The sequence below is a fragment of the Thermosynechococcus sp. PP555 genome (assembly GCF_031583225.1).
GTDB lineage: Bacteria > Cyanobacteriota > Cyanobacteriia > Thermosynechococcales > Thermosynechococcaceae > Thermosynechococcus.
This window is the reverse complement of sequence record NZ_CP134168.1, coordinates 2,294,312-2,318,049: the sequence shown is the minus strand read 5'-3', so window position 1 is coordinate 2,318,049 and position 23,738 is coordinate 2,294,312. Positions and strand designations below refer to the sequence as shown.

The 23,738-nt window shown below is 52.3% G+C and carries 22 protein-coding genes; 16 read left to right on the top strand and 6 right to left on the bottom strand.

Translation table 11 applies throughout. The features are described from left to right. Positions 1-27: 27 nt before the first annotated feature. Positions 28-2,442, bottom strand: coding sequence for a dynamin family protein (locus tag RHH27_RS11395; protein WP_302678325.1), 2,415 nt, complete (start codon positions 2,440-2,442; stop codon positions 28-30). Between the two features lie 328 nt (positions 2,443-2,770). Between RHH27_RS11395 and RHH27_RS11390 the strand changes: the two genes are divergently transcribed. Continuing rightward, the gene (locus tag RHH27_RS11390) at positions 2,771-3,073 is read left to right on the top strand and encodes a DUF3181 family protein (RefSeq protein ID WP_302678324.1); all 303 of its coding nucleotides are present in this window, start codon (positions 2,771-2,773) and stop codon (positions 3,071-3,073) included. Between the two features lie 2 nt (positions 3,074-3,075). On the opposite strand, the gene acsF is transcribed toward RHH27_RS11390, so the two are convergent. Then, a complete protein-coding gene (gene acsF / locus RHH27_RS11385) occupies positions 3,076-4,140 on the bottom strand; it encodes a magnesium-protoporphyrin IX monomethyl ester (oxidative) cyclase (protein ID WP_302678323.1) in 1,065 nt (354 codons plus the stop codon). A 274-nt stretch (positions 4,141-4,414) separates the two neighbouring features. Between acsF and RHH27_RS11380 the strand changes: the two genes are divergently transcribed. From RHH27_RS11380 to RHH27_RS11370, 3 genes are all read left to right on the top strand, one after another. Next, a complete protein-coding gene (locus RHH27_RS11380; RefSeq protein ID WP_302678322.1) occupies positions 4,415-5,143 on the top strand; it encodes a heme oxygenase (biliverdin-producing) in 729 nt (242 codons plus the stop codon). A gap of 38 nt (positions 5,144-5,181) precedes the next feature. Continuing rightward, on the top strand, positions 5,182-6,564 hold the full coding sequence (hemN, locus tag RHH27_RS11375) for an oxygen-independent coproporphyrinogen III oxidase (RefSeq protein ID WP_302678321.1): 1,383 nt from the start codon (positions 5,182-5,184) through the stop codon (positions 6,562-6,564). Positions 6,565-6,671: 107 nt separating this feature from the next. Then, positions 6,672-7,520 (top strand): fatty acid desaturase, encoded by an 849-nt coding sequence (locus tag RHH27_RS11370; RefSeq protein ID WP_206200220.1) that lies wholly within the window; start codon positions 6,672-6,674, stop codon positions 7,518-7,520. Here the strand turns inward: RHH27_RS11370 and RHH27_RS11365 are convergent. Then, positions 7,512-8,261 carry a DUF928 domain-containing protein gene (locus RHH27_RS11365; protein WP_206200219.1) on the bottom strand — a complete coding sequence of 250 codons (750 nt, stop codon included), beginning with the start codon at positions 8,259-8,261 and terminating at the stop codon, positions 7,512-7,514. The genes RHH27_RS11370 and RHH27_RS11365 overlap by 9 nt on opposite strands. Positions 8,262-8,631: 370 nt before the next feature. Between RHH27_RS11365 and RHH27_RS11360 the strand changes: the two genes are divergently transcribed. The 7 genes from RHH27_RS11360 to RHH27_RS11330 all read left to right on the top strand — a co-directional run bounded on the left by RHH27_RS11360 (position 8,632) and on the right by RHH27_RS11330 (position 16,522). After that, the gene (locus RHH27_RS11360; RefSeq protein ID WP_206200218.1) at positions 8,632-10,311 is read left to right on the top strand and encodes an alpha/beta hydrolase; all 1,680 of its coding nucleotides are present in this window, start codon (positions 8,632-8,634) and stop codon (positions 10,309-10,311) included. 14 nt (positions 10,312-10,325) lie between these two features. Then, positions 10,326-11,807, top strand: a complete 1,482-nt coding sequence (locus RHH27_RS11355; RefSeq protein WP_302679168.1) for a cobyric acid synthase — start codon at positions 10,326-10,328, stop codon at positions 11,805-11,807. Positions 11,808-11,903: 96 nt separating this feature from the next. Next, entirely contained in the window at positions 11,904-12,257 is a 354-nt protein-coding gene (locus RHH27_RS11350) for a hypothetical protein (protein ID WP_149819466.1), read from the top strand. 38 nt (positions 12,258-12,295) lie between these two features. After that, the gene (trpD, locus tag RHH27_RS11345; protein ID WP_302678320.1) at positions 12,296-13,315 is read left to right on the top strand and encodes an anthranilate phosphoribosyltransferase; all 1,020 of its coding nucleotides are present in this window, start codon (positions 12,296-12,298) and stop codon (positions 13,313-13,315) included. After that, positions 13,305-14,171 carry a carboxylating nicotinate-nucleotide diphosphorylase gene (gene nadC / locus RHH27_RS11340; protein ID WP_206200214.1) on the top strand — a complete coding sequence of 289 codons (867 nt, stop codon included), beginning with the start codon at positions 13,305-13,307 and terminating at the stop codon, positions 14,169-14,171. Before trpD ends, nadC begins: the two co-directional genes overlap by 11 nt. A 53-nt stretch (positions 14,172-14,224) precedes the next feature. Then, positions 14,225-15,868, top strand: coding sequence for an iron ABC transporter permease (locus RHH27_RS11335; RefSeq protein ID WP_302678319.1), 1,644 nt, complete (start codon positions 14,225-14,227; stop codon positions 15,866-15,868). 72 nt (positions 15,869-15,940) lie between these two features. Beyond that, positions 15,941-16,522, top strand: a complete 582-nt coding sequence (locus tag RHH27_RS11330; protein WP_206200212.1) for a DUF1997 domain-containing protein — start codon at positions 15,941-15,943, stop codon at positions 16,520-16,522. 7 nt (positions 16,523-16,529) lie between these two features. Here the strand turns inward: RHH27_RS11330 and RHH27_RS11325 are convergent, their stop codons facing one another. Together RHH27_RS11325 and RHH27_RS11320 are read right to left on the bottom strand one after the other, a co-directional pair. Then, positions 16,530-17,705, bottom strand: coding sequence for a hypothetical protein (locus RHH27_RS11325; protein WP_302678318.1), 1,176 nt, complete (start codon positions 17,703-17,705; stop codon positions 16,530-16,532). Positions 17,706-17,718: 13 nt separating this feature from the next. Next, positions 17,719-18,138 carry a hypothetical protein gene (locus RHH27_RS11320; RefSeq protein ID WP_286625107.1) on the bottom strand — a complete coding sequence of 140 codons (420 nt, stop codon included), beginning with the start codon at positions 18,136-18,138 and terminating at the stop codon, positions 17,719-17,721. A gap of 203 nt (positions 18,139-18,341) precedes the next feature. Here RHH27_RS11320 and RHH27_RS11315 point away from each other — a divergent pair, with 203 nt between their 5' ends. Then, entirely contained in the window at positions 18,342-19,247 is a 906-nt protein-coding gene (locus RHH27_RS11315; protein ID WP_206200209.1) for a polyphosphate kinase 2 family protein, read from the top strand. Between the two features lie 43 nt (positions 19,248-19,290). On the opposite strand, the gene radC is transcribed toward RHH27_RS11315, so the two are convergent. Then, positions 19,291-20,040, bottom strand: coding sequence for a DNA repair protein RadC (gene radC / locus RHH27_RS11310; protein WP_206200208.1), 750 nt, complete (start codon positions 20,038-20,040; stop codon positions 19,291-19,293). Positions 20,041-20,349: 309 nt separating this feature from the next. Here radC and RHH27_RS11305 point away from each other — a divergent pair, with 309 nt between their 5' ends. The 4 genes from RHH27_RS11305 (at position 20,350) to RHH27_RS11290 (ending at position 23,709) form a co-directional block, all read left to right on the top strand. Continuing rightward, positions 20,350-22,101, top strand: a complete 1,752-nt coding sequence (locus RHH27_RS11305) for an iron uptake porin (RefSeq protein WP_302678317.1) — start codon at positions 20,350-20,352, stop codon at positions 22,099-22,101. Between the two features lie 162 nt (positions 22,102-22,263). Next, positions 22,264-22,572 (top strand): hypothetical protein, encoded by a 309-nt coding sequence (locus RHH27_RS11300; protein ID WP_206200207.1) that lies wholly within the window; start codon positions 22,264-22,266, stop codon positions 22,570-22,572. Continuing rightward, positions 22,559-23,239, top strand: coding sequence for a 16S rRNA (guanine(527)-N(7))-methyltransferase RsmG (gene rsmG, locus RHH27_RS11295; protein ID WP_302678316.1), 681 nt, complete (start codon positions 22,559-22,561; stop codon positions 23,237-23,239). The genes RHH27_RS11300 and rsmG overlap by 14 nt, the downstream gene beginning before the upstream one ends. A 179-nt stretch (positions 23,240-23,418) precedes the next feature. Further along, complete coding sequence (locus RHH27_RS11290; protein ID WP_302678315.1) at positions 23,419-23,709, top strand: DUF1816 domain-containing protein; 291 nt, start codon at positions 23,419-23,421, stop codon at positions 23,707-23,709. Positions 23,710-23,738: the final 29 nt, after the last annotated feature.

Below are 23,738 nucleotides of genomic sequence, written 5' to 3'. Positions count from 1 at the left end.
ACTGTAGGGTAAGGAAAGCTGAATTAATCACTGATTAGAGGAATTTTCTGGTGAATCGCAGGAAGAACCATAATTTTCCAGAACTTCCTCTACTCGACGCGAATAAATTGGAATATCACACTTCGCTTTTTGAGCATCCTCCTCGAGCTGCTCTAGTTGCTTCATCACTTCTTCTTTTTCAACAGCAGACTTTCTCTGATATTCTTGGCTCTCAATCAGGGTTGTTCGATAATCCTTGAGATAGCTACTGAGATACTCGATGTATTGTTCTGCTTCTACTTTAAAACCTTTTTCTAAATAATTATTAACCTCTTGTTCTATTTGATTCGCTTGGGTGTCTATTTGTCGATTGATTTCCTCAACGACTTTATTGAGATAGACTACATATTCTTGAATAGTCTCTGTATAAATTTCATACACTTCCTTAGGATTAGCAATTAGCCAAAACCAGTGCCACCAAAATCCATTTTCCACTTTTCGAAATTTATTGACAGTCCTAGTTAAAGCTTCGGGTCGAAGTTCAGAATTGCCAAAACTAGCCTTTGAAACCTGAAAATTAGGAAGGCTTAATTGCACATTAAAAGTCATCTGGAGTCGTTCTCTTGCTTTTTCTAGGATAGGCTGAGTTTCTTCCTCTATTTCTTTCTTTAATCCAAGGATTTTTTCTCCTACAAATTTTTCAATCTTTTTCTGGGTGTCAGCAAAAGATTTTTCCACTTCTTGTGAAACTAGGTTAAATATTTTTCCCTGAAAATCTTCAGCGTCATGCCTTGAGCTAAAAGGAATCCTTAAATGATCCTCACGAGACTTGTCGTTGGTTAATTTGTGTGCAAAGTCTGTGAGAAAAAGCATTACTTTTTTGAGAACATCAGCCTGCTCATACTCTTTTTGAGAAAAAAGATGACTAACGTCTGCTCTTGCCTTGTTCTTCAATTCAGAGACTTCACTGGCAATCTGATTCTTAATTTCTTTTTGATACTCCTCGATAATATTCAACAGATTAGCCGAATTTTCAATTTTCTTAATATCTTGATTTAGTTGCTTAATTTCATCCTCAAGTGTACCTAGGGTTGCTTGATAGCTTCTTTTTCGCAAATTAATGTCTTCAAGAAGCTTATGAATAAAGCCGTGAGTGATGTTTAGAGATTCCCTGATTACTTTCGGTGCAGCAATTTTAATGAGTTCACTAATCACTTTAGTGAAAAACTGATAAAATCCTGAGCGTTCATACCACTGCTTTCTAGCTTTCTTAGTAAACGCATCTTTGTCAATATCTTCTAAGTCTTCTTCCCAGTCATCCCCAAGAATTTCTCTTGCCAAATCTCTGGCTTCAGGTCGAGTCCGCCAGTCTTCTCCTAAGTCATGCTGCTTCAGGAAACGAGCAGCACAATAGGCTCGTTGGGCAGATAGCTCAAAAACATGAGAGCTAGGAATTCTAAATTCCTGCTGCACAAACTCCCGCACTTCTGCAGGAGTCATATCCCCTCTGCGTCGTTGATCAACTTTGTTTACGAGGGCATAGATATTTTCAGTTCCACCACGAATCTCAGCAATTGCCTGAACGGTTTCTTGAACACTTTTAGCCGCTTCAGTCTTGAGTTGGGTAAAGTCTAGGACAACCAAAATGAGACTACTACGCTCAAGTTGTTCAGCAAAAATATTCTTGATTTCTAAGTTCTCGCCTGCTTCGTTAGGACCTGGAGTGTCAATAATGACAAGGTTGCCCAAAGCGGTGTTGATAGCCTCGCCTTCAGAGGTAAAAGGTGCTACTCTGATCTGGGGTAGCTCCCGCATCCGCTTTACAGGGTTGTAGGCAGGAACTATTTGGCTGGCTAAACGTACCAAATCATTCATTAGTTGCAGGGCTTCACGCACACTTTCGACACCTGTTGTTTCTTCTTTGAACAAAGTGCCGTCATTCCTGATAATGTTTTCAAATGTGGTGTCAAGATGAGGATATTTCTGTAACTTAGCTTTAACGTTGTCACGATTCCTATTGTATTCTTGGCGGATTTTCGCCGCTGCCTCTTTGAATAAAGTGAGGGTTTCTTCGGGGACAAAGAGAACAGGTTCAGGGTAGTTTGTATCTAAAACGATTTCCGTTGCAGTAGCGGTCATGGCAGTATTGCGGGCAGGCAAAAGCGGTTGACCGACAATTGCATTGATAATCGTGGATTTGCCAGCTTTCATGGGGGCGACCACGGACATGCGTAGAGCCATTTCCTCAACGTTGGTGAGGGCTTGCCGAATCGCTGCTGTACCTGAAAATTCTGTTTTTTCTTGAGATGAATCCCTCTCTGCTGTTTTATGGAGGCTGTTGTAGCATTCAACAATGCCAACGGTCTGTTTCAGCAAATGAATGACATCCTGGCGCAAGTTTTCTAGTAGGGTCTCACTTGGCTGAATGTCTTGGGGAATGCCGGGGGGGATAGCCGTAGCCATACAATCAGCAATTAAGAGCAATTAAAAGAGGACTGAAGCCTATGGTAGCACAAAGAATAAAAACTGTTGTAATCTACAGCTCTTTCCTAAAAGAAAAAGGACACGCTCCCTGTAAACATTGATTTTGGCTGCTTTGAGCGCATTCAGGACTTAGGGAAAAGACCGTTAGGGTTTTAGTTCTTAACAAAAATTAATGATTAGCCTTCTATGGGTGAGCCTGATCCTTGTCCACAGGTGTTTTCCCGATTACTATCCCATGATCGGTCTATTTTAGCGATCGCCCCCCTTGACTGGTACAAATAGAGTGAATGAAAAAGCGGTGATCTAAATGAGTCGTACCCCCTTAATTGAACGTCTTGCGGCTGAAATTGGCCGTGATATCTATATGGATGTGGCCAAATGGCATCTGTATCTCGCTGATGCAAAGCTGGCAGCCCCCCTCGCCGAAGCCTTTTTGCCCCTCCTAGAGCAGGGGGAGGTTAATTCGGCGCAGGTCACGAGTGTCTTGCAGGAGGTTTCAGTTCCCCTTGGCGGGGGTCAGCAGTCCCTTTCCCTCGATTGCCTGATTCCCAAGGCCAACCAAGAGCTGCTGGTAGAACTGCTCAACCGTTTTCGCCAAGAGGAGCTTTAGCCCTAGTGCACGGTGCCCCATTCCTGTTGGGCATTGACGGGGGGCAAGAGATACAGGCGCAACAGGTGGCCGGCGATCGCCAACTGGTGAGGAAGCTTCCGCAAGGCCTTCAGCCACTTGGGTTGATTGCTGGCTTCAATGGCTTGGAGTTTTTTATGGATTTCGACACAGCGTTGCAGCCGCGGATAAAAGTCAGGGTGATCGACATTGAGCACCACCGAGAAGGTGCGAGCGGCCGTTTCATTGGTTTTGGCAATGACCTCGCGATCGAATTCCGTGGCATCAAGACCAAGGGCTTCATAGAATTTGGCACGCTCATGCACCGTCAGCGTATGGGTGGCAAACACCGTCAGCAGGAAGAAGCGCATCCATAGTTTGGCACCCCAGCCTTGAATCAATTGGGGTTGGGAGTGGATCAAGGCCTTGAAAATATCGCCGTGGCGGTTTTCGTCTTGGCACCAACTTTCAAAGTAGTTAAACAGGGGATAGAAGGAATGTTCGGGGTGCTTTTCTAGGTGACGGTAGATGATGATGTAGCGCCAGTAGCCAATTTTCTCCGATAGATAGACGGTGTAGAGCACCCATGGCAGGGGGAAAAACGTGTAGGTACGCGCCTTGGAGAGATAGCCCAAGTCCATGGCATGGCCAAAATCCATCATTGCCTTGTTGAGAAACCCTGCGTGCCGCGCTTCATCCCGTGCCATGAGGTGAAAGATTTCCGCCAAGAGAGGGTGGCGATTCTTCAGCTTGCGCGAGAGTTCCTTAAAGAGCAAAAACCCTGAAAACTCAGAGACACAGGAGCGCTCGAGGTAGTCAATAAAGGCTTTGCGGGTCTGTGCATCCAAGGTGTCCCATGTGCCTTTGAAGGCGTCGTCGCGGACAAAGTGATGGCGGTTGTAGTCTGCCCGCATTTCCGCCAACATTGCTTCGAGTTGTTCCTGCTGGCGACTCAGGTCAAGTTTTGCTGCCTGTTCAAAATCTGTTGTGTAAAAGCGGGGGGTTAAAAGGTTTTCGCGAATAGTTTTAACGCTCTGACTCGCATCGGGATTGGGGGCGATCGCCACCATAAGCCTTTCACTCCTATAGAACTAAACCTATGCAGGTCATACCGTTTTACTATACTATATCCCTCAGGACGGTCAATAACCGTCTTGACGATTTTGCAAAAGTAGGCAGTTTTGTAATGTTTTTTGAAGTTTCGCTTGACAGCCATATGGTCAAAAAGTAATACTCACCCTTAGTTTGCCCTTCTGCCCCCGTTCAGCCCACGGCCATTCGTCGTTGGCAGGATGAACTCATCTCAAAAAAGATTGTTAAAAACTGATTTCAGGAGTTACAGGTATGACCGTGCTCTCCCTTGCGCTGCGGGAAGGAACTGCTGAGGCTCACAGCTTGGCCGAACACACCGCCTTCATGAAATGTTTTGTCCGCGGGTTGATTACGCCGAGCCTCTTCCGCCAGTTCTTGGCCAATCTCTACTTTGTGTACACTGACCTCGAAGCTGCCTTAGCCAGTGCTACGAGCGATCGCCTGCGGGCGATGTATTTTCCCGAACTCAACCGCAGTGGCCAACTGGCCGAAGACTTGGCCTTCTACTACGGCGACAATTGGCGCGATCAGATTACCCCCCTCACAGCCACTCGCGTTTACCTCAGTCGTATTCATGACCTCGCCCAAACTGATCCTCTGTTGCTCATTGCCCATTCCTACACCCGCTATATGGGGGATCTCTCTGGGGGACAAGCTCTGAGTAAAATTGTGCGTTCCCAGTTAGCGCTCCCCGCAGGCAAGGGCACCGCCTTTTACGAGTTTCCAGCCCTGCCGACCCCAGAAGACAAGAAAGCCTTTAAGCAGCGGTATCGGGAAACCTTGGATAGCCTCAGCCTCGATGAGGTCGCGATCGCCCGCATTGTCAAGGAAGCCAACTTTGCCTTTACCCTCAACTGCCACCTCATGCACGCCCTAGAGTCGGAGCTAAAAGCCACCGTTGGCGAGCAGGTCTGGCAGTCCGTTGTTGAGAACCAACCGAGTCGGCGGGAGCAACCCCGTCCTGAAGCTGTTGCCGTTTAAGGCCCACTGTTGATCTTGTTAGGAGCTTGCAAACATCCATGAGTGTGGTTCAGCCAATTCAATTTGATGGGGCATTGCTGCAAAAATACGATCGCCCCTTGCCCCGCTATACCAGCTATCCCACGGCTGCCGAGTTTACTGCTGACTTTGATAGCCATTGTTTCCAGCGGGAACTGCTGCGGAGTAACGCAGGGCATCTGCCTCTGTCCCTATACGTGCATATTCCCTTTTGCCAAACCGCCTGCTATTTTTGCGGCTGCAATGTCATCGTCACCCAAAGCCAAACGATTGCCAAAACCTACTTGGATGCCTTAGCAGAGGAAATTGCCCAAGTGGCGGCACGGCTGGATCGCACTCGTCCAGTGATTCAAATGCATTGGGGCGGCGGTACCCCCAACTATCTCACCATTGACCAAGTGGAATCCCTGTGGCGGACGCTCACCCACCACTTTGAATTTGCCAACGATGCCGAAATTTCCATTGAGGTCAATCCCCGCTATATCGACCGCGAGTATCTCTTTCGCTTGCGCGATCTGGGCTTCAACCGCATTAGCTTTGGTGTGCAAGACTTTGATCCTCAAGTTCAGCTGGCTGTCAATCGGGTGCAGCCGGAGGCGTGGCTCTTTCAAGTGATGGAGTGGATCCGCGCTGCTGAGTTTGAGAGTGTCAACATTGACCTGATCTACGGCCTGCCTTTTCAAACGGTGCAATCTTTTGAAACCACAATTGCCAAAACAGTGCGCCTTGACCCCGATCGCATTGCGGTCTTTAACTTTGCCTATCTTCCCAATTTGAAACCCATCCAAAAGCGAATTGACCCTGCTACCCTACCCGATGGCACGACCAAACTGGCCATTTTGCAGCGGGTCATTGAAACGCTAACTAGCCAAGGTTATCAGTACATTGGCATGGATCACTTTGCCAAGCCCACGGATGAGCTGGCGATCGCCCAAGCAGCAGGAACGCTCAAACGCAACTTTCAGGGCTATACGATCCTGCCCCCTGCAGATTTGATTGGCTTTGGTCTGACCTCAATTAGCATGTTGCAGGAGGCCTATGCCCAAAATCAGAAGCATCTAGCCACCTACTTTAGTGACATTGCGGCGGGGCAATTGGCTACAGAACGCGGGATTCAACTGCGCCCTGAGGATCTGCTGCGCCGCACCATCATCATGGCACTGATGTGCCAATTTACCTTGGACAAGGGGGCGATCGCTCGCCAGTTCCAGCTGGACTTTGATGCCTACTTTGCTCCAGAGTTGGCCGCACTCCAAGACTTGGCTGCCGATGGCCTGATTCATTTAGGGCGCGATCGCCTAGAGGTCACCCCCGTAGGCCGACTCCTCATCCGCAATGTGGCTGCCGTCTTTGATACCTACCTGCAACACAAATCTGGTAAGACATTTTCTAAGGCCATTTAGGCTCAGCCGAGGATTGCCCTGAGGATTGTCTTGGTGGCTCAGATTCTCTAGATTACAACTTGATTTCAACTTGCGTCTAAATCCGCACACGGTGTTGAGGAGTGCCCATGTCATCATCCCTAGAACTCCAACCTGAAACTGCCCGCCTCAATTGGGCCTTTGTGCTTTTTTTAACGACGGTTCATGTCTTGGCCGCGGTTGCTCTCTTCTTTTTTTCTTGGTCAGCCTTGGTGGTCACCATCTTTCTCCACTGGCTCTTTGGCAGCATCGGCATTTGCTTGGGATACCATCGCCTCCTGAGTCACCGCAGTTTTCAAGTGCCCCAGTGGTTGGAATACATCATTGCTGTTTTGGGTGCCTTGGCCATGCAGGGAGGTCCCATTTTTTGGGTGGCCGGTCACCGCTTGCACCATGCCCACACCGAAGATGAAGTCAAAGATCCTTACTCAGCGCGGCGGGGCTTTTGGTGGAGCCATATGCTCTGGCTGGTCTATCCCCATCACCAATTTTTTGAGGCTGAGGAGTATGCCCGCTTTGCCCCAGACTTGGTGCGGCATCCCTTTTACCGCTGGCTGGATCGCTACTTTTTGCTGCTGCAAGTGCCCCTTGCTTTGCTCCTCTATGGCCTTGGGGGTTGGTCATGGCTGCTGTGGGGAATGTTTATGCGGGCGGTCTTCCTCTGGCACAGCACGTGGTTGATTAACTCCGCCACCCACAAGTGGGGCTATCGTCGCTTTGAGACCGATGATAACTCTCGCAATCTTTGGTGGGCAGCCCTCCTCACCTACGGCGAAGGTTGGCACAATAACCACCATGCCTATCCCCACGTGGCCAAGGCCGGCTGGTACTGGTGGGAAGTGGATCCCACTTGGTGGGTGATTCGCACACTCCAAGGACTGGGGCTTGCCTCCAAGGTACAGTTGCCCCCCTCCACCGCCCTGTCTAAGTTACCGTAAATTGCGCCGGCTGCGGTGGGCGATCGCCAAATTGCTCAGGCGATCGAGGCCAACCTCCTCAGCGGTCATTAACTCTGTCCACAGGGCATTCACCTTGGGGTCAGTTGGCTGTTGCTGCCGCAGTTTGACCAATGTCTCGAGGGCATCGTACCACAGGCCATGGCTAGCCAGCAGGTTATAGCGTTCTACAGGACTGACCTGGGGCAGTTGCTTGTTCGGGATCCTTGGTAGTGTTACCCGCCGTACCCAGCCTTCCACAAAGCGAATCTGTGATGGATCAGGATCTCGGGGATTGCAAATGAGACTCACCGTCCAGCGGTAGTCCACCCCCTCCTGTAGGGGCGGTACGTCACCCGCCAACGTAATACTGTCTAGGCGCGGGCGATTGGCCATCGGAAACTGCTGCTTGTAAATTTGCACCTGCGTCCCGTCGGCAAGGTTCTGAAAGAGGGCAAACTCAAGAGCTTGGTAATTATTGGCGGGTAAATACCAGTAAAACGTGGGGCGATTAACTGCCGTTAAACCAATATTACTTGCTGGTACTAGGGCGATTAAATCCGGTTCGTTCGCCGCTGTTTGCACTCTACAGACGCCGCGGGTGGCTGCCCCCTCCCGATTCCCCGGCCGGGATAGGTTTTTGGGGGGCGTAAATCCCGCCCAACTCAGACCCGCATTGAGGATGAGTACGGCCAAGCTCCAAGGAACGAAATATCGCAGTGACGTGAAAATAGGGCGTTTCATAGGTCAAGATCCTTAATGAAAAGCGGTAGCGGGAAGTGTTAGGGGGGCTTATCGTTAATCTTTGGTCATTTCCCTACCTGCCACACTACTACCATAGGAGTTGGGTGTGGGCTGCGGGGTGATAGCGCCAACGAGATGGTGATGATGTCCATCACGTACTGGTATTGCGCTGGCTCACAACCTGAGTAGTTTTCAAGACGAGGACAGCACCCTAGCAGTTCCAAAGTGGCGCGGGCATGATGTCAGCAGCAGGCATATTAGCAAAGGGCTATCTCTATACTGGAAAGTACCTATAGAATTTTTGCGCTGAGCGCTGTTCCCACTACTTTTCTAAATTTCTTGATCTAGTGGTGTTGCGTGACTCCTCGCTGTGAACACTCTCTCCCTTAAGTGGTTTCTCTTGCCCCCCTTCAGCGTTGTGGCGGGTCTCAGCATCTTTTTGGTGGGATCAAGGGGGCTGTCGGCAACGGCAGCAGAACGGATTATTTTTCGCTATGGCCCCTTCGAGCGATCGCTCCCCATTGCTGATTTAGAACGCTTTGCTACCACTGGCCAAGCCTCCCCAGAACTCGCCAGCTATTTACGGTTATTGCCGCCTGTGCATCAGCAGCAATTGCGGTTGGCCTTACAAGAACGGCTGCGCCTCTCGCCGGTGGCTGTTGCCCAACTCCTGTATTCCCCCCTTGGTCAAGAATTGATGGTGCAAGCGGGCCGAATTCTCGAAACCCAAAGCCGCCAAGAAAACGCCCGTGCCCTGCGATCCGCCCTGATTCTCGCTGCCACTGATCCCAAGGGTCTGACCGCGTTGAGTGTGATGCGCCATTACCCCTCCCCCAGTATCCGCTTTGATCTCAAGGAAGGACTCGCGATTCTCAAAAACTTCCAGCATACAATCCGCGAAACAGAGACAATTCTGGATGTTGTTCGTCAACAGGCGATCGCAAATCAGCCAGAATCTATTCCTGCCAGTGTGCAATCACTGCCCCAACCGGGGCCTTGGCGGTGGCTCGAGATGCCTTGGACAGCAGTGGATGCATCGCCTCGGCGGTTGCAGTTGACGGGACATTCCCGCCCCATTGCAGCGGATCTCTATCTACCCATCGTTCCTGCGGGACAGCGGGTTTCAGTGGTCATCATTTCCCATGGATTGGGAGCCAATCGCTACAGTTATCGCTATTTGTGTCAACATCTGGCCTCCCATGGGTTTGCCGTCATTGCCCTAGAGCATGTGGGCAGCTCCACCCGTCAGTTGCTGTCCTTTGCCATAGGCCATGTCACTCCTAGGGTGGCGGCTCAAGAATTTCTGGATCGCCCCCTCGATGTCACGTTTGTCCTCAATCGTTTAGGGACATTTCCTGAGCAACTCTATCCTTGGGCAGGGCGGCTAGATTTGGAGCGGGTGGCAATGATTGGTCAGTCCTTTGGCGGCTACACGGCTCTCGCCCTCGCGGGGGCACCGTTGGATTTTCAACAACTGCGGCGACATTGCACAAGAAGTGTTCTCGACTCGTTTAATGTGTCACTGCTGCTCCAATGCCAAGCGCAAGCATTACCACCAAAGGTCTATTCCCTACAGGATCCCCGTGTGCAAGCGGTGATTGCTGTTAACCCGATTACCAGTGCTGTCTTTAGTCCTGAATCCTTGAGGCAGTTGAAAATTCCCGTTATGTTTGTGGCTGCCAGTGACGATCCGATCGCCCCAGCGGTCGAGGAGCAAATTTATCCCTTTACATGGCTGACGACGCCCGATCGCTACTTGGTGTTGATAGACGATGCCACCCATTTCTCAACCATTGGTGAGGCGGGTCAAAATGAACCGGTGCTGCCTGTGCCCCAGTCCCTTGTCGGTGCCATGCCCCCGCGATCGCGCACCTATCTGCGAGGATTAAGCTTAGCCTTTTTACGCTTGCACCTTCTAGGGGATGAACAGGCACGGCAATGGCTGACACCGGCCGCAGCAATGGCCTTGAGTTCGCCCACCCATGGCCTGAACCTGACTCAATCCCTAGCCCCGGAACTGTTGGAAAAGGTCCCACAGGCAGCGAAGTAATGATCAACTCGACCATGAATGCTAAATCCCTGATGGTGGTGGGCACCAGCTCCCATGCCGGTAAATCTCTCCTCACAGCGGTGATTTGTCGTTGGCTGGCGCAGCAGGGCTACCGTGTCACTCCCTTTAAGGGACAGAATATGGCCTTGAATGCTTACGTCACCCGTGAGGGAGGTGAAATTGGCTATGCCCAAGCAATGCAGGCCTGGGCGGCAGGGATAGAACCCGAAGTGGCGATGAACCCGATTCTCCTCAAGCCCCAAGGCAACATGACCTCCCAAGTGATTCTCAAGGGGCAGGTGGCGGGGGTCACCCAAGCAGCAGACTACTATCGGGACTATTTTGAGCGGGGTTGGCAGGCGATTACCGAGGCCTTGGCGGATCTGCGACAACGCTTTGACTGGATTGTGTGTGAAGGTGCAGGGTCACCCGCAGAAATTAATCTCAAGCACCGCGATCTCACCAATATGCGGGTGGCGACGTATCTTGGGGCACCGACGATCCTTGTGGCGGATATTGATCGGGGGGGCGTCTTTGCCCACATTGTCGGGACATTGATGCTTCTTGATCCTGCTGAGCGATCGCTCATTCAGGGGATTGTCATTAATAAATTTCGTGGCCAGCGATCGCTCCTTGACAGTGGTGTGCAATGGCTAGAGGAGACCACAGGAGTACCGGTGTTAGGGGTGATTCCCTGGCTCGAGCGCCACTACGCTGCCGAAGATTCCCTTGATCTATGGGATCCGCGTCCCCAACGCCAAGGGGCAGACTTGAAAATTACAGTCATTCGACTACCGCGTATTGCCAACTTCACCGATGTCGATCCCCTGCTGGCGGAACCCAGTGTCTCCCTTGAGTTTCTACCCCCCCATCGTCCCTTGGGGCAACCCGATGCCGTGATCCTGCCGGGGACGAAAACGACGATTGCTGATCTCCACGTCCTACAGCAAACGGGGATGGCAGCGCAACTACAAGCCTACGCTGCCCAAGGGGGAACCATTCTCGGTATTTGCGGTGGGTGGCAGATTTTGGGTACCACCATCAGCGATCCTCTGGGCTTAGAGGGCTGCCCCGGCACCTATAAAGGACTGGGACTCATGCCGCTGCACACGCAATTGGGGGTAAGCAAATGTACCCAGCAACAACAAACCCAATCCATTTATTTCCCCGGTCCTGAGCCGATCGTGGGCTATGAAATTCACCAAGGCCAAAGTGAATACACAGGCGATCTCAACGGTTGGCAGCCCCTTTTTTCTGCCTCAGAACTCGGCCTTGTTAACACGGCGGGCACGCTTTGGGGCACCTACCTGCATGGGCTATTGGAAAATGGTGCTTGGCGTCGCCATTGGCTAAATGGGTTGCGATCGCGCCGTCAACTGCCCCCCCTACCCACAGCCATTCCCCACTATGCCGAGCAACGGACTGTTGCCCTGGATCAACTTACAGCAGCCGTGATGGCTCACCTCAACCTAGAGAGCATTTGTAAATTATGTTGATGTAAAAATTTCAAATTGTTAGCAATTGTCATCCCTTGCAAATGACTCCCCTAGACTGAGGAACGATGTGCTGATGATAGGGAGTGCAAAAGGACAATGACAGTGGCTGCTTCTTGGTCAGTGGGAATCTTAATTGTTTCAGCGATCGCCGCCCTGAGTGGCTTAAGCTGGCTCTTGTACACAGCTTATCAAGAGGAAAAACAATGTCCCCTGCGGGAGTATTCCCCCCAAGAGGCCTATGGTGAAACCCTTTGGCGCATGATCTTTGTCTATTGGCTCGTCTATTGTGGTGCGCGGGGTCTGCAAATCGCTGTACCATTAGAAGGCACTGATTTAGGTCAAATGTGCAAAATCACCGCACTCTTGGCCTTTTTGCTCACCACCTCTTCGCTGCTTTGCTTACCGATGCACTATTGGCAGGCACGTCAGCGCCAGCAACAACTCAATTAACCCTCGATTCGTCTCCTCCAAGGTTCAATTAAGGTTCAATGTGGTCTGACCTGCTCCAACAACTCCTCGATCGCCAAGCCCTGACGCAAGAGCAGGCCACCCAGTTAATGCAAGGATGGCTGGCAGCAGAAATTCCCGATGCCCTCGCCGGTGCCATTCTCACGGCATTACAGTTCAAGGGGCTGACGGTTGAGGAACTCACGGGCATGGCCAAGGTATTGTTGGCGCAGTCCGCCGCTGCACCGCTGAATTTAGCCGAACCCCTCATTGATACCTGCGGCACCGGGGGCGATCGCGCGGGTACCTTTAATATCTCCACAGCGGTTGCCTTTGTTGTCGCAGCAGCCGGTGTCAAAGTGGCTAAGCACGGCAATCGTTCCGTCTCTAGCCGCGTCGGTTCAGCGGATGTCCTTGAGTGCCTTGGGATCAATCTTGCTCACAGCGATCCCGCCTTTTTGCTCAAGGAAGTGGGGATTACGTTTCTCTTTGCCCCCGGTTGGCATCCCGCCATGAAAGCCGTGGCTCCCCTGCGCCGTACCCTGAAAATTCGCACCGTCTTTAATCTCCTCGGTCCTTTGGTGAATCCGCTCCACCCCACAGGGCAGGTGATTGGTGTCTTTAGCGATCGCTATCTTGAAGCCATGGCCGGCGCCCTCCAACGTCTCGGACGCCAACGCGGGATTGTCCTCTATGGTCGCGAAGGAGTGGATGAAGCCACCCTCGGCAATATGACCGATCTTGTCATGTTTAGTAGCCCTGAGGAATCGCTGCGCCAAGAAGTCCTTGATCCCCAAGCCTTGGGACTCGCCAGTGCCCCCCTGAGGGATCTGGCTGGAGGAGATGTCCAGACCAATGCCGAGATTCTTACCCAAGTTCTGCAGGGCAAAGGCACAACGGCTCAGCAGGATGTGGTGGCGCTCAATGCCGCCTTAGCTCTCTACGTGGCAGCAGTCGTTCAAGATTGGTGGGAAGGGGTGGATCGGGCAAAGGCGATTCTGGCCAGTGGCGCCGCATGGGACAAGTTACAGACATTGGTGACGCTCTCCAATGAGTCCTAGGGGGTCTGCCTATTTGCCGCCGTGGTGTGTCCTAGATCCCCTCTTGGATCAATGGTTACAGGAGGACATCGGGCGGGGCGATCGCACCACCCAAGCCCTGCATCTCCAAGATCGCCAAGGAAAAGCCCACATTCGTCTCAAAAGTCAGGGAGTGATTGCCGGTCTGCCCATTGTGGAGCGGGTGTTCCAACGCCTGACAGCAGCAGTAGTGTTTACCTACGAGCAGGCCGAGGGCACCCTTTGTGAGGCGCCGACAATTGTTGCTCGCATTGAAGCTCCCCTAGAAACCTTACTCCTAGGTGAACGGCTGGCTCTCAATTGCCTGATGCGCCTCAGTGGCATTGCCACCCTCACCCGTACCTACGCCCAGCAAATTGCTGACTTGCCAACGCAACTCGTCGATACCCGCAAAACAACGCCCGGACTGCGCCTGTTAGAAAAATATGCAGTGGCGGTGGGGGGCGGTGTCAACCATCGCTTTGGCCTTGACGATGCAATTATGATTAAGGATAACCACATTGTGGCAGCGGGGGGCATCACGGCTGCGGTTGAACAAGTCCGCCAATCCAGTCCCTTTCCCTTGGCCATTGAGGTGGAAACTGAGAGCCTAGAGCAGGTGCGCGAAGCCCTCTCCTTGGGGGTAGAGGTGATCATGCTTGACAATATGCCGATTCCAGAGATGACCCAAGCCGTGGCGATGATCCGCGCCGCAGCCCCCCACACTAAAATTGAGGCCTCTGGCAATATCACCCTAGAAACCTTGCGAGCAGTGGCCTTGACAGGGGTGGACTACATTTCTACGAGTGCGATAATCACGCGATCCCCTTGGCTAGACTTTAGTTTGACCATTCTTTGAGTCCTCTCTACCTCTTGCCCACAACGTTAGTACCTATTTTGGGAGGTTGCCCGATGTTGAAATCCATGAGAATGCCGCAGTTGGTGCAGCTCAAACCTTGGGAGTTAGTGGTGTCACTGATTGCAGTGGTCATTGCGATACCGATTTTGGTCATTCTCAGTCAACTCTTTGTGAATACGGGTGACACTTGGCATCATTTGGCCACAACCGTTTTACCCGACTATTTACTCAACTCCCTCTGGCTAATGTTGGGGGTGGGAGCAGGGGTGATTGTCATTGGTGTCAGTACTGCTTGGCTGGTCACCAACTGTCAGTTTTGGGGGGTGCGCTGGTGGCAATGGCTACTGTTAACCCCCTTGGCAGCACCCGCCTATGTTTTGGCCTATACCTATACGGAGTTTTTTGCCTTTGAAGGTTCGATTCAGGCATGGCTACGGGAACTAACGGGCTGGGGCTACGGTGACTACTGGTTTCCCAATATCCGCTCCCTTGGCGGGGCGATCGCCATGCTCACCCTCGTTCTCTATCCCTATGTCTTTCTCTTGGCGCGGGTAGCCTTTTTGGAGCAGGCCACCTGTAGCTTAGAGGCCAGTCGTTCCCTTGGCTGTGGGCCTTGGCGCAGTTTTTGGACGGTGGCGTTGCCCCTTGCTCGGCCAGCCATTGCTGCCGGCACCAGCCTAGCGCTCATGGAAACCCTGAATGATTTTGGTACTGTGCAGTACTTTGGCGTGGATACCTTTACCACAGGCATCTATCGCACATGGTTTGGCATGGGCAATCGCGTGGCCTCAGCTCAGTTGGCAGCTGTTTTGGTGGTGATTGTTTTTGCCCTGCTGCTCGTGGAGAAATGGTCTCGGGGCAAGGCACGCTATTACAATCGCGGGAGCGATCGCCCCATTCCCTACGTGCTCAAAGGCTGGCGAGCGGCTTTGGCTTGGCTGGCCTGTGCCCTACCGGTGTTCTTTGGTCTTCTACTCCCCGGCGGGTTGCTCCTCTACTTGGCCATCAGCTACCAACAACTGCACCTCAGCCGTGAATTTTTAGAACACGCCAGCCACAGCTTGATTTTGGCCACCCTCTCTGCGGTTTTGGCGGTGGGCATTGCCCTGCTCTTGGCCTATGGGCATCGCTTGCTGCCAACGGTTTGGGTGCGTTGGGGAACACAGATTGCGGCGATGGGCTATGCCATTCCCGGTACGGTGATTGCGGTGGGGATTCTCATGCCCTTGGGGTGGCTAGATAATGTCATTAATGATGTCACTGAGCACCTGTGGGGGGTGGAAGTGGGCTTGATTCTCAGTGGCACCATCACCGCACTGATCTATGCCTACTTGGTACGCTTTTTGGCGGTTTCCTTGGGCAGTGTGGAGGCCAGCCTAGTGAAGATTCGTCCGTCCTTGGATGAGGTGGCGCGGACATTGGGGCGATCGCCCTGGAATATTCTGCGCACGGTCCACTTGCCGCTGATGGTGCCCGGCCTTTTTACCGCTGCCCTGATGGTCTTTGTCGATGTGATGAAGGAATTGCCGGCCACATTGGTGATTCGCCCCTTTAACTTTGATACCCTAGCCATACAGGTTTACCGCTTTGCCTCTGATGAGCGACTTCCCGAAGCCGCCTTAAGTGCTTTGGCCTTGGTGGTCGTCGGTCTCATTCCGGTCATTTGGCTGGGACGGCAAACCCGCTGGGCAGATTAGGGAGTTCGGTTTACCGTTTACCAATCTTCTTAATAATTCGTTACATTAGAAACAACGTTCGCTAGGTGTGCTATGTACTTAGAATTTAAGGCCAGCCAATCTGTGCGCCTCAGTATTGCAACGCCCACGGCCCTTCTGCAGCACTACCTGCGCCAACCCCAGCGGCTGGTGTATGCCCTGACTGACCCAACACGGGTGGAATTTTTGGGTAGCGATCGCTTTCGCCTCAAGATGCGTCCCCTTAACTTTCTCATGGTCAGCTTGCAGCCCACGGTGGATCTGGCTGTCCATGCTAATAGCGATGGCTCTTTACAATTGCGCTCCCTCGGCTGTGAAATTCGCGGCGTGGACTACATTAATCGCCGCTTTCACCTTGCGCTCCAAGGCTATTTGTCTCCCCAAGCAACGGCAAACGGCACGGATTTGATTGGTCTAGCTGACTTGCAGGTGGGCGTGGATATTCCGCCGCCTTTGGATCTCACACCGCGCCCGATTCTCGAAGCCACCGGCAATGGCTTACTCAAGAGCGTTCTGTTAACGATTAAACAACGCCTCAGTCAACACCTTGTCGCCGATTATCAACGCTGGCTCACGGAAGTGGAAACCAATGGCAGTGGCGATTGGCTCACGCCTGTCCCTGTCAGTTCCAGCTAAAATTTCCCTACAGATAGACCTGCTTGGTGCTGAGTAATTGCCCAAGGCCAAAGAGTCCCCGCTGGCAACCCCTTGCAGCAGCACCAATGGCCAAGGCATCCAAGCGCTCTAGTTGGGGGGGACGATTGACAAAAACCAGGGGAGTTTGCACCTGCTGATAAAAGGCACGGCAGTCTTCGTAGCTGCTGGCAATAATCCCACTGGCGGCGCTGCCATACTGGTGAATCCAATGCACTGCGGCGGTGAGATCCTCTTCGTAGTGCCACGCCAAGCGTCGATCCAGATAGGGGAGTGGCCACTCACTGGCGTCCACGAGGGGAATTTCAGGATAGTTGCGGTGTAAGTGCTCATCCACCCCCTGCTTGTAGCCCGCTTGGGTGAGTTCATTGATCACAAATGCCAGATGGGAGGGATTGACATTACCGAGCACAATGACCTTTTCAATGGCAAGGGCGCGATCGGGATTGGCTTGGTGGCTGTGCTGAATACAGTTGAGGACACTCTCTGGCGACACCGAACCATCCCAAACCAGATAGGTATTCCCAAGGGAAAGAGAGACCAAGGGACAGCGAGCAGCAGCGCGTTGCTCGGCCACAAAGCGGGAGCGGCCATAGACAAGGGCGAGATCAACAGCGACGGGATCCGCAAGCCAACTGGTTGGACTCAGGGAGAGGGTTTGAATGGTGGCTTTGGGCAGACTGGTTTTACTGAGGGCGGCCTCGATGAGACTGGCGATCGCCCCAGCAGTATAGCGGCTACTTTCACCACTCCAGAGCACAAGGGCATTTCCCGTTTTGAGGGCCATGCCGGCCAACATCAGACTCAAAGTGGGTAGCCCTTCATAGACCAAGGCCACCACCCCCAAGGGAACGGCGTACTGAAACCGCTCGGGTCGCGTTGGCAACGGCTGCTGCCACGGATCTGGCGCGTGGTAAAGGTGCTCTAACCACTGCCGAATGCGGTGGAGGCGCTCATGGGTCAGCCGCAGCCAGCCAAGAACAATCTGGGACACTGCTAAATCGCGACTGGATTCAAGGTCAAGGGTATTTTGCTCCAACAGGAGGGGTTCTGCTGCTTCTAACTCAGTGATTAATTGCCCTAAAGCTTCCTGACGCAGGGCATAGCTGGCTTGACTGAGGTATGTACTGGCGACCCGCGCCCCCCTCAACGGCTCGGGCAACATAGCGGAACGTGGCTCAACGACGAGAGAGGGCAATCCACACTAAAAATGCGGGCATCAGTGCAATTAGCAGGGAGGCAATAATCCATAGCAGCCCTTCAGGTTTTAAGGACAATTGTAGAAGTAAGGGCAGCCAGAGGAGAATAGGCATCAATAAAAAGAAGCTCAGGCCAATCGCAAAATACCAATAGCTTTCTGAGAAGCCCCGCTGCAACTGATTCCACTGCAATCCTGTCCAATACCATGCGCGTTTGTAGGGATAGGTGGTGGCCAACTGCTCAATCGAATAGCCATCGGGACGGACGACAAAAATTTGCTGACAGCGCCGACAGCCAAAAGCTTCCGTGAGGGCGATCGGCATCAACTCCCCTTGGCGACGACAGGGACAGGGGTAACTTGCATCGAGATCCAGTTTGTGAGGTTTAATCGGAGCCACGGTGGCTGTCCAAAACGCAAACGACAGAAAATGATTCGATGGCGGGCGATCGCTCGCCTACTGATACAGCATACAAAGAGAATTCTGTTTTGCCTGTGACTTATACAATTTGTTAAAGATAGCCGCGAAAGGGGGATATTTCGATTTTTCTGCAATGAGAGAATGTAGGCTAGGATACAGTTCTGCTGCAACCCCTCCTGATCATGATTCCCCAAGATTTTCTCGACCAAATTAACCCCGATCGCTACATTGTTCCCGTGGGGGGGAAATTTCACTGGCAGGACTATGATCCTGCGGATACCGCTGGCCTCAAAAGCAAAGTCGAAGCCCAAGAACTCCTTGCCGCTGGCATTAAGAAGCTAGCCGCTTACCAAGATGTTCTCTATGCCCAGAATATCTATGCGCTGCTGATTATTTTCCAAGCGATGGATGCAGCGGGCAAAGACAGCACGATCAAACACGTCATGAGTGGCATTAACCCCCAAGGCTGTCAGGTGTATAGCTTTAAGGCACCGAGTGCCGAGGAGTTGGATCATGACTTTTTGTGGCGCGCCAACCGCGCATTGCCAGAGCGAGGCTGTATTGGTATTTTTAATCGCTCCTATTACGAAGAAGTTCTTGTGGTGCGGGTGCACCCAGAGTTGCTGAACCGTCAACAACTTCCCCCCGAAACCAAGACCAAGCACATCTGGAAAGAGCGCTTTGAGGACATTAATCACTACGAACGTTACTTAACCCGCAATGGTATTCTCATCCTCAAGTTTTTCCTGAATATCTCCAAAGCAGAGCAGAAAAAACGCTTTTTGGAGCGCATTAGTCGCCCGGAAAAAAACTGGAAATTTTCCATTGATGACGTGCGCGATCGCGCCCACTGGGATGACTATCGAGACGCCTATGCCGATGTCTTTCGCCACACCAGTACCGAATGGGCACCGTGGCACATTATTCCCGCCAATCGCAAGTGGTTTGCCCGCCTCATGGTGGCTCACTTCATTTATCAAAAGTTGGCGAGTTTGAACCTGCACTACCCAATTGTTAGTGAAGCCCACAAAGAGCAGTTACTGGAAGCCAAGGCATTACTGGAAAACGAACCTGACGACGAGGAATAACGGCTGCCACTGCCTCCCGAAATCGAGGAGCTTGGGAACATCCTTAGGCAGCTCCATCCCCTTGGGGAACCTCTTGCCATAGGGAGGTTGTTTCCCGCAGACTTTGGTAATCGCCATTGCCGAGAATTAAGTGGTCAAGCACCGGAATGCCCATAATTTGTCCCGCTTGCAGAATTTGTTTTGTCAAATCCAGATCCGCTTGACTGGGGACTAAACTTCCTGAGGGATGGTTGTGGGCAATGATCAGGCGGCTCGCATTGCGACGCACTGCTTCACGGAAAACTTCGCGGGGATGGACAAGGGTTTCTGTGGCGGTTCCCACCGTAATCACATGAGACCCCAATAGGCGATGGCGCACATCCAACAAGAGAACGGCAAAGCGTTCCGTCGGTTGCCACATGAGATCAGTACTAAGGACAGCAGCGGCAAGGGCAGGATTGTCAATGATCGTTTGCTCCCCCGGTCGCGACTGAAAGACCCGCTTCCCTAACTCCACAGCCGCCAGAATGGTCGTGGCTTTGGCGGGGCCAACACCAGGGATGGCCATCAATTCCTCTGGGGTAATGTCGCGTAAAAGGCTCACGGCATCGGTACTGTTACCACTGCGCTCCCCCAACTGTTTGAGGATAAATTGTCCTAAGCCCACGGCTGAGAGTTTGCCCGCCCCTTGACCAGTCCCCAGTAAAATCGCCAACAGTTCTGCGGAACTGAGATAGCGGGCACCTTGGCTGAGTAGCTTTTCACGGGGGCGATCGCCGACGGGCAGATCAGCAACACGGAGGGAGTAGGACATGACAGCAGTGATCAAGGGAATTGCTAAAAAGCATATCAAGATTTGCTTGTGGCAGCGTTGGGACTGATTTAGAGAAATTTGCAAGAAGTAGTTGACTTTTATTTGCAAATAGTTCAAGCTAAAGAAAGCAAAGAAACTGCTTTTCTCTGTTCAGCCTCAATGAACGTATTGCGAATCTACTCCTAACTTTTCCTAGGGGGCAGGTGAGAGTTGCCTGTTCAGAAGTGCTGGGGGCGATCGCCCGATTGCCCTTGAATATCCTATAAATCGAGGCTTGCAGATACTTTGATCATGATTGAGGAGTGAATAATGGCGAGATCGATCGCGGTCTGGCTGGGGCTAGCTTTGGCTCCTGCTTGGGGAATGTCAGCGGCATTAGCTGCGAATCAGTTGCAAGACACACCCCATACGAGTGATGTGAGTGCCTCTAGATTTCTTGATGATGACTTGCAACAAGTGACTCATTCAGTAAAATCACCCTTGCAAGTGGCACAAGTGCCAGCAGTGGCGGACTTAGAGGCTCAAGCTCCCCGACTCCCTGCCCCCGCGCCGTCTTTGGGAATGCAGCGGACAATGCCGCAAGTAACCTCAGTGAATCAACTCTCGGATGTGCGCCCCACGGACTGGGCCTATCAAGCCTTGGCCTCACTGGTGGAGAAATATGGCTGTATTGCCGGTTATCCCGATGGCACCTTCCGTGGCAATCGTGCCGCTACTCGTTATGAAATGGCAGCCGCTTTGAATGCCTGCCTCGATGTAATTAGCGATCGCTTTGCCAGCAAGGAAGATCTGGCCACCCTTCAGCGGCTGGCGGAGGAGTTTAGTAGCGAATTAGCCGTGATCAAGGGACGGGTGACGAATCTGGAAGGCCGCGTTGCTAACCTTGAAGCGACTCGATTTGCCACCACTACTAAACTACGCGCTTCAGTCATCTTCAATGTGTCCGATGTCCTCACGGGCACCCGAGCCGTTGCCGCTCCCGGTCGTGGTCCCACCATCGAAGACAATCCCGTTGCTACCTACCGCGCTCGGCTGAACTTTGACACCAGCTTCTATGGCAAGGATGTCCTGCGGGTGCGCATTCAGGCGGCCAATATGCCCAGATACGACGGTGCTAATCTTACAAACACAAATATGGCGCGTCTTGGCTACGACACCAACACCGATGGGCAATTCCGAATCGACGACCTCTACTACCGCACCCCTCTGACCAAACGCCTGTTCCTTGCCTTTGATGCATCAGCAGGAAACTTCGATAAGAATGTCTTCACCTTTAACCCCCTCTTGCAGTCCGGTGAAACGGGAGCCATTAGCCGGTTTGGTCGCTTTAACCCCCTCTATCGCTTCGGTGGCGGGGCTGGCTTAACACTGCGCTATACCCTCCTTGAAAATAAAGAGCGGGGCACTGGCCTAACCCTAAATCTGAGCTATCAGGCACCGAACGCAGCTAATCCAAATCGAAATACACCAAATACTAATGGTCTCTTCGACGGTGCCTATGCCGCCTTGGCCCAACTCGACTGGCGACCTGCGAAGAACCTCGCCATGGGATTTACCTATGTGCGCTCCTTTGGTACTAGTGTTGCCGGCGGCACAGGAAGCAGTGGGTTTGTCGGCTCTGCTGCCAACCCCATCGGCAATAACGCCAATGCAGCAGCCGATAACTTTGGCTTTCAGTTTACCTACCGCCCCATTCAAAAATTCAACATTGCAGGCTGGGTCGGCTACTCCAATGTCTATCAGGTACAAGGATTCACAGGCCCACGGCGAGAAGCAGAAGTCTTAAACTGGGCCGCCACCTTTGCTGTACCGGACATCTGGCGCAAGGGCGATGTTCTGGGTTTAATTGTCGGCCAACCCCCACAAACCATTAGCGTTCGTAATGTGCCGGGTGCCCCCGGCGCAACCTTTAACTCCTACCACATCGAGGGGTTGTACCGTATTCCGATCTCGCGGAATATTTCAATTACACCTGGCCTCATTGCCGTGGTCAATTCCAACAGCAACAGTAACAACGCGCCGCTGCTTCTGGGGGTTGTGCGAACGACATTTAGCTTCTAACGCCTTGCATCTTCCCTGCCCAATGGGGCGGGGTTTCACTTTAATCTTTAGGGGGTTAGGGCACTCTAAAAGGGCATCTGCTAAGGTAGGGGTACAGCCCTTTTCTGGGGCGCACAAAATAATTGCTAAGGTTGTTGAGTACTCACTTGGGAGCATTGCCCTATGTCCGAAGAACAAGTTTCGCCACCAGAGTCCCCGACTCCCGAACCTGAAACAGAAGCCGTCAGTCCAGAAGAGGTCACCGAAGCGGCAAAAGCTCTCCTTGCTGCTCTGCAACGGTTTGCCGCCGCTCAAATCAAAGCCCTACCAGCAGATGTACAAAAAGCCCTTGAAACGGCGATCGCAGAGCTGAAGTCGAATGCTGATACCGTCTCTAGCCATGTCAAGGATTTTGAGGAGCGACTCAAAGCGGCGTGGGAGGTGCTAACAGCAAAGAAAGAGTTACCCAGTGGTGGTGATGGCGAGTCCTAGTCCGTTATTGCTTGAGCCATTCCCTTGGCAGGAGACCCTCCAGTGGCAACCCACACCCCAACAGCAGGAACAGTTCCAACGCTTCTATGGGGCAATCCTCGCAGCCAACCAAGGGATCAACTTGACGCGGATTACGGCAGTCCCTGATTTCTGGGAGAAGCACCTCTGGGATTCGTTGCGGGGGATTTTGCCATGGCTTCAGCCTACTGGGGGAACACCTTGGGGAACTAAGATTCAACAGGTCATTGATATTGGCAGTGGCGGTGGTTTTCCGGGGGTACCGGTGGCGATCGCCCGCCCCGATTGGTCAGTGATCCTCCTTGAAGCGACCCAAAAGAAAGTCAAGTTTTTGCAATCCCTACCGCAAACAGTTGATTTAGCGAACATTCACCCTGAATGGGGACGGGCGGAAACCCATGGCCGCCGCTATGATTTGGCGCTCATGCGAGCCGTGGGAGACCTTCGTCGTTGTTGTGCCTACGGTTTGCCCCTATTACGGTTGGGGGGCATTTTAGTCCTGTACCGGGGTCAGTGGAGCAAAGAGGATGCCCAAACCCTAGGAACCCTGCTGCCGCGATACCGCAGTCAACTCCTAGAGATTCAGGCCTTTACCACCCCCTTGAGCCATGCCCAGCGCCACTGCGTTTACCTTCAGCGTCAGGCTTGAATGAGTGCTCTTGTCCTCGTGGGGACTCTTGATGTAAATAAATATGACAATTGATGGTTTGGAATTTTCGCCATACACATTTAGGGGGGGATCAGTTATACACAAATAGAGAGCAAACCAACAGATGTACTGAATTGATTGGTTGGGGCAATTTGGCAAGTTTCGGAGGAATACCGTCAATGTTTAGCGATAATAATACAGGTTTTACAAACTGGCTCGCCGATCTCGTCAATGGCATGGGTCTGGCATGGTGGGTCAAGATAGACACGAAAACACCCCCCTGCACCTACTACTTTGGCCCTTTTTTGACCCAAGCTGAAGCGGAAAGGGAGAAGCAGGGCTACATTGACGACCTGAGGGCTGAAGGAGCAGAGGGCTTGGAAGTGACGGTGATGCGCTGCCGCCCTGAAAAGGTGACCATTGAGGTCGAAAAAAAGACGCGGGTGCCCCTTAGTGTCGGCACGACATAGTCACCTGAAAACTGGTTCTAAAACTCTCC

Bases quoted from the DNA above. Each gene is read 5' to 3' on its own strand.
- RHH27_RS11390 (WP_302678324.1), top strand. From the start codon at position 2,771: ATGAGTCGTACCCCCTTAATTGAACGTCTTGCGGCTGAAATTGGCCGT.
- RHH27_RS11300 (WP_206200207.1), top strand. From the start codon at position 22,264: ATGTCCGAAGAACAAGTTTCGCCACCAGAGTCCCCGACTCCCGAACCT.
- RHH27_RS11380 (WP_302678322.1), top strand. From the start codon at position 4,415: ATGACCGTGCTCTCCCTTGCGCTGCGGGAAGGAACTGCTGAGGCTCAC.
- RHH27_RS11335 (WP_302678319.1), top strand. From the start codon at position 14,225: ATGTTGAAATCCATGAGAATGCCGCAGTTGGTGCAGCTCAAACCTTGG.
- RHH27_RS11395 (WP_302678325.1), bottom strand. From the start codon at position 2,442: ATGGCTACGGCTATCCCCCCCGGCATTCCCCAAGACATTCAGCCAAGT.
- RHH27_RS11365 (WP_206200219.1), bottom strand. From the start codon at position 8,261: ATGAAACGCCCTATTTTCACGTCACTGCGATATTTCGTTCCTTGGAGC.
- RHH27_RS11370 (WP_206200220.1), top strand. From the start codon at position 6,672: ATGTCATCATCCCTAGAACTCCAACCTGAAACTGCCCGCCTCAATTGG.
- radC (WP_206200208.1), bottom strand. From the start codon at position 20,040: ATGTCCTACTCCCTCCGTGTTGCTGATCTGCCCGTCGGCGATCGCCCC.
- RHH27_RS11350 (WP_149819466.1), top strand. From the start codon at position 11,904: ATGACAGTGGCTGCTTCTTGGTCAGTGGGAATCTTAATTGTTTCAGCG.
- acsF (WP_302678323.1), bottom strand. From the start codon at position 4,140: ATGGTGGCGATCGCCCCCAATCCCGATGCGAGTCAGAGCGTTAAAACT.
- nadC (WP_206200214.1), top strand. From the start codon at position 13,305: ATGAGTCCTAGGGGGTCTGCCTATTTGCCGCCGTGGTGTGTCCTAGAT.
- rsmG (WP_302678316.1), top strand. From the start codon at position 22,559: ATGGCGAGTCCTAGTCCGTTATTGCTTGAGCCATTCCCTTGGCAGGAG.
- RHH27_RS11305 (WP_302678317.1), top strand. From the start codon at position 20,350: ATGGCGAGATCGATCGCGGTCTGGCTGGGGCTAGCTTTGGCTCCTGCT.
- RHH27_RS11330 (WP_206200212.1), top strand. From the start codon at position 15,941: ATGTACTTAGAATTTAAGGCCAGCCAATCTGTGCGCCTCAGTATTGCA.
- trpD (WP_302678320.1), top strand. From the start codon at position 12,296: ATGTGGTCTGACCTGCTCCAACAACTCCTCGATCGCCAAGCCCTGACG.
- RHH27_RS11325 (WP_302678318.1), bottom strand. From the start codon at position 17,705: ATGTTGCCCGAGCCGTTGAGGGGGGCGCGGGTCGCCAGTACATACCTC.
- RHH27_RS11290 (WP_302678315.1), top strand. From the start codon at position 23,419: ATGTTTAGCGATAATAATACAGGTTTTACAAACTGGCTCGCCGATCTC.
- RHH27_RS11315 (WP_206200209.1), top strand. From the start codon at position 18,342: ATGATTCCCCAAGATTTTCTCGACCAAATTAACCCCGATCGCTACATT.
- hemN (WP_302678321.1), top strand. From the start codon at position 5,182: ATGAGTGTGGTTCAGCCAATTCAATTTGATGGGGCATTGCTGCAAAAA.
- RHH27_RS11355 (WP_302679168.1), top strand. From the start codon at position 10,326: ATGAATGCTAAATCCCTGATGGTGGTGGGCACCAGCTCCCATGCCGGT.